Annotated in this window: 6 protein-coding genes; 5 read left to right on the top strand and 1 reads right to left on the bottom strand. The window is 66.0% G+C overall.

What is annotated here, in order from left to right; translation table 11 throughout:
• Positions 1 to 918: SRPBCC family protein (locus tag X803_RS19080; protein WP_084033617.1), on the bottom strand; the 918-nt coding region annotated here is incomplete at its 3' end.
• A gap of 296 nt (positions 919 to 1,214) precedes the next feature.
• On the opposite strand from X803_RS19080, the gene X803_RS0109950 reads away from it, so the two are divergent.
• The 5 genes from X803_RS0109950 to X803_RS19075 all read left to right on the top strand — a co-directional run.
• Positions 1,215 to 1,667 carry a hypothetical protein gene (locus tag X803_RS0109950; RefSeq protein ID WP_026545025.1) on the top strand — a complete coding sequence of 151 codons (453 nt, stop codon included), beginning with the start codon at positions 1,215 to 1,217 and terminating at the stop codon, positions 1,665 to 1,667.
• 140 nt (positions 1,668 to 1,807) lie between these two features.
• Complete coding sequence (locus X803_RS0109945; protein ID WP_156930040.1) at positions 1,808 to 2,503, top strand: hypothetical protein; 696 nt, start codon at positions 1,808 to 1,810, stop codon at positions 2,501 to 2,503.
• A gap of 168 nt (positions 2,504 to 2,671) precedes the next feature.
• Positions 2,672 to 2,794: a hypothetical protein gene (locus tag X803_RS22955; RefSeq protein ID WP_275450943.1), complete on the top strand. Its 123-nt coding sequence runs from the start codon at positions 2,672 to 2,674 to the stop codon at positions 2,792 to 2,794.
• Positions 2,795 to 2,869: 75 nt separating this feature from the next.
• A complete protein-coding gene (locus tag X803_RS0109935; RefSeq protein WP_026545023.1) occupies positions 2,870 to 3,820 on the top strand; it encodes a 4-(cytidine 5'-diphospho)-2-C-methyl-D-erythritol kinase in 951 nt (316 codons plus the stop codon).
• Positions 3,821 to 3,864: 44 nt separating this feature from the next.
• Positions 3,865 to 4,791: ABC-F family ATP-binding cassette domain-containing protein (locus X803_RS19075; RefSeq protein ID WP_035778521.1), on the top strand; the 927-nt coding region annotated here is incomplete at its 3' end.

Below are 4,791 nucleotides of genomic sequence, written 5' to 3'. Positions count from 1 at the left end.
GAAGCCGCCGGTCTGGTCCTCTTCACGCTCGGCCGCGCTGTGCTGGTCACTGCCGGCAAGGCCGTCGGACTCGCCGTCAACATCAGCCAGGCCATTGGTCTGGTCGAAAGGCTCACCAAGCGGCCGCTCTCCCGGCGTATCCGACCCCGGAGTCTCCGAAGTGGTGCCCGAAACGCCCGCGGCGCCCGTACCCGAAACGCCGGCAGCACCCGAGACGCCAGCCACCGGCGTGACATCCGGGGGAGTAGTGTCCTCGACGGGAACAACGGGCGTGACCGGAACATCGGTGGTGGTCACGTCAGCATCTGAGGTGTTCTGCTTGTTGCCGGACGCTGCGGCAACACCCGCAGCGGCAGCGGCAGCAACGCCGACGCCGGCCGCAGCAGCCTTGCCTGAGATGCCCGCCTTGCCGTCATCACCGCGTGAGGCGGCGGCGTCGGCGACGGTGGGCGTTCCCACCGTGCCTCCGGCTACTGATCCGCGCCAGGCGCCGGTGGCGTAGCCCTCGTCCTCGATGAACTCCTTAAAGCGCTTGAGGTCGCCCTCGGCTTCCTTCTCGACAACGTGCAGCTTGTCGCCGATCTTCTCGATCATGCCTTCGGGCTCGTACTCGAGCTCAAGGCGGATAGAGGTCTGGCCGCCGCCGACGTCCTCGAATGACACGGCTCCGGCGTTGGTTGCGCCCTCGGTGGCTGCCCAGGCAACGCGGCGGTCAGGCTCCTGCGCCAGGATCTTCGCCTCCCACTCACGCTTGACCCCGCCGATCTCGGCAACCCAGTGCAGACGGTCGTCGCTGAGCTGTTCCACCTGCTTGACCCCGCTCATGAAGTGGGGGAATTCTTCGAACTGTGTCCATTGGTTGTAGGCCACGCTCACTGGAACGTTGACCATGATCTGCTTTTCGATCCTCGTGCTCACAGCGTCTCCTTTGGATAGGAACATCGGATGAACAAGAATTCATCAGTATGCTTACCATACCCAATCGACCGTACATCTGACCATGGCCGAGCACAAGAACGACGGCGACGAAGGGACAGGAACGACGGCGACGGGAGCCACCAGCCGAAACAACGTTTTGGTCTCATTACTGGCTGAGCAGCCGTGGACACTTCTATCGCCTGCACCATCGTCAGTAGGCTTACGAACATTCGCACCCGCGCCGCCGAGAGTGGCCGCTCACCGAAGAGAAACTTCCGCGCATCACGGAGGGATTTATGAGGATACGGGCCATCGGCCTCCTGATCGGCATGGCTCTCGCCTGGACCGGCGCGTTCTTTTTCGTCAAGACCTACCATGATGGCGTCGCCCAACAGGCGGGCTCGATCGCCGACCGGATTGAGGTCCCCGAAGGCTGGATCGTGGTCTCGGAACACGTCGAGCGGGAGCAGTTCGTCTGCTTCAACACCAAACCGTGCCCCACTCTGAGCCGCACCTGGCAGGCGGACCGGGTGCTGGAAGCCACGGACCTTCAGCGGCTCACGGACACGCTCGGCTGGGACTTTGAACTGGACGGCGACTGTCAGCGCGGAGACGAAGAGGTGGGCGTCAGCAGCGTGTGCTCGGCCGTCGCCACTTCCGAGGGCTACCGGATCCAGTTGCGTGTCGACAGCCCGGAGCCGGGCAGCGCGAGCATGGTCCGGCTCCGCCTCACCTCAGCCGGTGAGTAATCAGCCAGTAGGTAATCAGCCACCCGGTAATCACGCGCGCGGTAACAGTTGGCTCACGTAACCATCCCGTGCTGTTTGGCAACCGGCACAGCCGGTAACCTCAAAGGCACCGGTCTCGCTACGTCTCGAAAGTATCCCCAGTGCCAAAGCTGTCATCAGTCTTCGTCCTCGCTGCAGTGTCATCTCTCCTGCTTGCCGGCTGCGTAGGTGCGCCTCCGGAAAAAAATGCTGAGAGTACGACGGCGGCTTCCGAGTCTGCATCCCCGTCGCCCAGCCCCACTCCCGAAGAGGCGACGCCGGAGGAGACAGCAACGAAAGAGCCTGAAGAGACCGAAGAACCTGTAGAGACACCCGAACCCACCATGGAGCCGACGGAGACACCCGCTCCGACGCTCGAGCCGCTGCCCGCCGGGCCGGACGATCCCTTTGTGCCGCCGCCGCACGGTGAGCCAGCCCCCGGCCCGTTCGTCCCGCCGCCGCACGGCGAACCGAATCCGGGCGCCCCGAGCAGCAACGTGGTGACCCCGTCCCCCGAGTGGGGAGCGGTTGGAATCACAGTGCAGGCGGGAACCTCGTTCACGATCACCGGAGGCGGCTACCAGCCGGGTCAGCGGATCCAGGTGTTCTTCGGGCCCGCCAACACGGATTACTCGATCATCGGCGACCAGTCCGCGTACGCCAGCCTGTCCGGAGACTACAGCTTCACCATCACCCTTTCACCGGGTATTGCCCCGGGCTCCTACGGCATCATGACGGCAACTCCCGACGGCCTGGCCGGCGGACCGGAGATCGACGCGACCCGCCGCTGGGCCAGTGTCGAAGTGGTCGCCCCATAAACGCACAAAGCGGTAATAGAACCAGCGCCACCGCAACGTTCACCCACGCCACACCCCTCAGGGATTTGGGAACCCGCCCTCAAGCGTTTACGTTTATGAAGGATGGGGCGTCCTTAAGAACGAAAGCTTGGTGCAATCGCTGTGGAACTCATCGACCTTTTAATTGGCATGGCCATTCTCACCGCCCCGGTTCTGTTTCTCGCCGCGGCCGCCAAAGTCATCCTTGACCGCCGTGCCAGCGCCCAGCGCCTGCAGCCCGCCGAAGCAACGGCCGAGGACCCACGCCGCTGACCTCAGCAGGAGAGTTTCTCCTCACGCCCCGTGTGATCTAAGTTGGAGATCATGGTGGCTGGGAGAACGGCAGGGATGCGCACAACAGGCCCCCGCGCCGTCCGGGTGAAGGCGCCGGGCAAAATCAACGTCTCCCTCCGCGTCGGAACCCCCCGCGAGGACGGCTACCACAGCGTCGCCAGCGTCTACCTCGCCGTCTCCCTGTATGAGGAGATCACCGCAACAGCCACCGACGACGGCGCCATCACCGTCACGGTCGACGGCCAGGGCAGCCTCAACCTCCCCATGGAGGAAATCCCGCTCGATGCCAGCAACCTCGCCGCCCGCGCCGCGGCTCTCCTGGCCGAACTCAGCGAGAACTCCACCGGCGTGCACCTGAACATCACCAAGCGCGTGCCGATCGCCGGTGGCATGGGCGGCGGATCGGCCGACGCCGCCGCAACCCTCCTGGCCTGTGACGCCCTCTGGAACAGCGGCTTCTCCCGGGACGAACTCGCGAAGATCGCCGTCGATCTCGGCGCCGACGTGCCGTTCGCGCTCATCGGGGGCACCGCCGTCGGGGTCGGGGTGGGGGAGCAGCTCACCCCGGCCATTTCCAAGACGCCGCTGCACTGGGTCCTCGTGCCAAGCGGGTTCGGGCTGTCCACGCCGGCGGTGTACCGGACGCTGGATGACCTGCGGCTCGCCAACGGCGACGTACCGCCGGAGATCCCGGAGATCGACCCGCAGATCCTCACCGCTATGCGCTCCGGGGACGCCCACGCGCTGGCCGATCTGCTCCACAATGACCTGCAGGCCGCCGCACTGGAACTGGCGCCCGAGCTCAAGGACATCCTGCACGCGGGCAGGGATGCCGGCGCGCTGGCCGGGATCGTGTCCGGCTCCGGCCCCACGGTTGCGTTCCTCGCCGAATCCGAGGAGCACGCAGCCACCGTCGACGCGCTGCTGGCCACCGCCGGGCTTTCCACCGAACTGGTGCACGGGCCCGCTCATGGTGCAAGGATTGTCAGCGACTACTTCGCGTAACGCCGCTTCACCGAAGATCACCCATAACGAAAGCAGTATTTCCCTTGGCCCACCTGCTCGGTGCTGAAAACATCAGCATCACCTTCGCCACCCGCACCGTCCTGGACGGCGTCACCCTCGGAATCGAAGAGGGCGACCGGATCGGTATGGTCGGGCGCAACGGTGACGGCAAATCCACCCTGATGCGCCTGCTCGCCCAGCGTGGAACGCCCGACGACGGCCGCGTCACCAAACGCCGCGACGTCACCGTGGGCTACCTGGACCAGAGCGACGTGCTCGACGGCGATCTCGACGTCGGCGCCGCCATCGTCGGCGACCAGGCCGACCACGAGTGGGCCTCCAACCCGACGATCCGCGACGTCATGGGCGGACTCGTGGCCGAGGTGGACTGGCACGCCCGCGTGGACTCCCTCTCCGGCGGGCAGAAGCGCCGCGTGGCGCTCGCGAAGCTCCTCATCGGAAATGACGACGTCATCATGCTCGACGAGCCCACCAACCACCTCGACGTGGAGGGCGTGGCCTGGCTTGCCGAGCACCTGAAGCAGCGGTGGCGCCCCACTGACGGCGGCCTGCTGGTGGTCACCCACGACCGCTGGTTCCTCGACGAAATTTCCACCCGCACCTGGGAAGTCCATGACGGCATTGTGGACGGGTTCGACGGCGGGTACGCCGCCTACGTCCTGGCCCGCGCCGAGCGTGACCGCATGGCCTCCGTCGTCGAGGGCAAGCGCCAGCAGCTGGTGAAGAAGGAACTCGCGTGGCTGCGCCGCGGCGCCCCGGCCCGCACCTCCAAGCCCAAGTTCCGCATCGAGGCAGCCAACGCGCTGATCGCGGACGTCCCGGAACCGCGCGATTCGCTCGCGCTGAGCAAGCTCGCCACCGCGCGGCTGGGCAAGGACGTGCTGGACCTTGAGAACGTGTCGCTGGAGCTGGGGGACAAGCCGCTGTTCAAGGGGGTCACGCTGCGGCTC

It is taken from the genome of Arthrobacter sp. 35/47, from assembly GCF_000520475.1.
GTDB lineage: Bacteria > Actinomycetota > Actinomycetes > Actinomycetales > Micrococcaceae > Arthrobacter_D > Arthrobacter_D subterraneus.
Note: the sequence above shows the minus strand (reverse complement) of the source record. Positions and strands in the feature narration are given on the sequence as shown.

Excerpts from the sequence above, each read along its gene's own strand:
- X803_RS0109950 (WP_026545025.1), top strand. The coding sequence starts at position 1,215 with ATGAGGATACGGGCCATCGGCCTCCTGATCGGCATGGCTCTCGCCTGG.
- X803_RS22955 (WP_275450943.1), top strand. The coding sequence starts at position 2,672 with ATGGCCATTCTCACCGCCCCGGTTCTGTTTCTCGCCGCGGCCGCCAAA.
- X803_RS0109935 (WP_026545023.1), top strand. The coding sequence starts at position 2,870 with ATGCGCACAACAGGCCCCCGCGCCGTCCGGGTGAAGGCGCCGGGCAAA.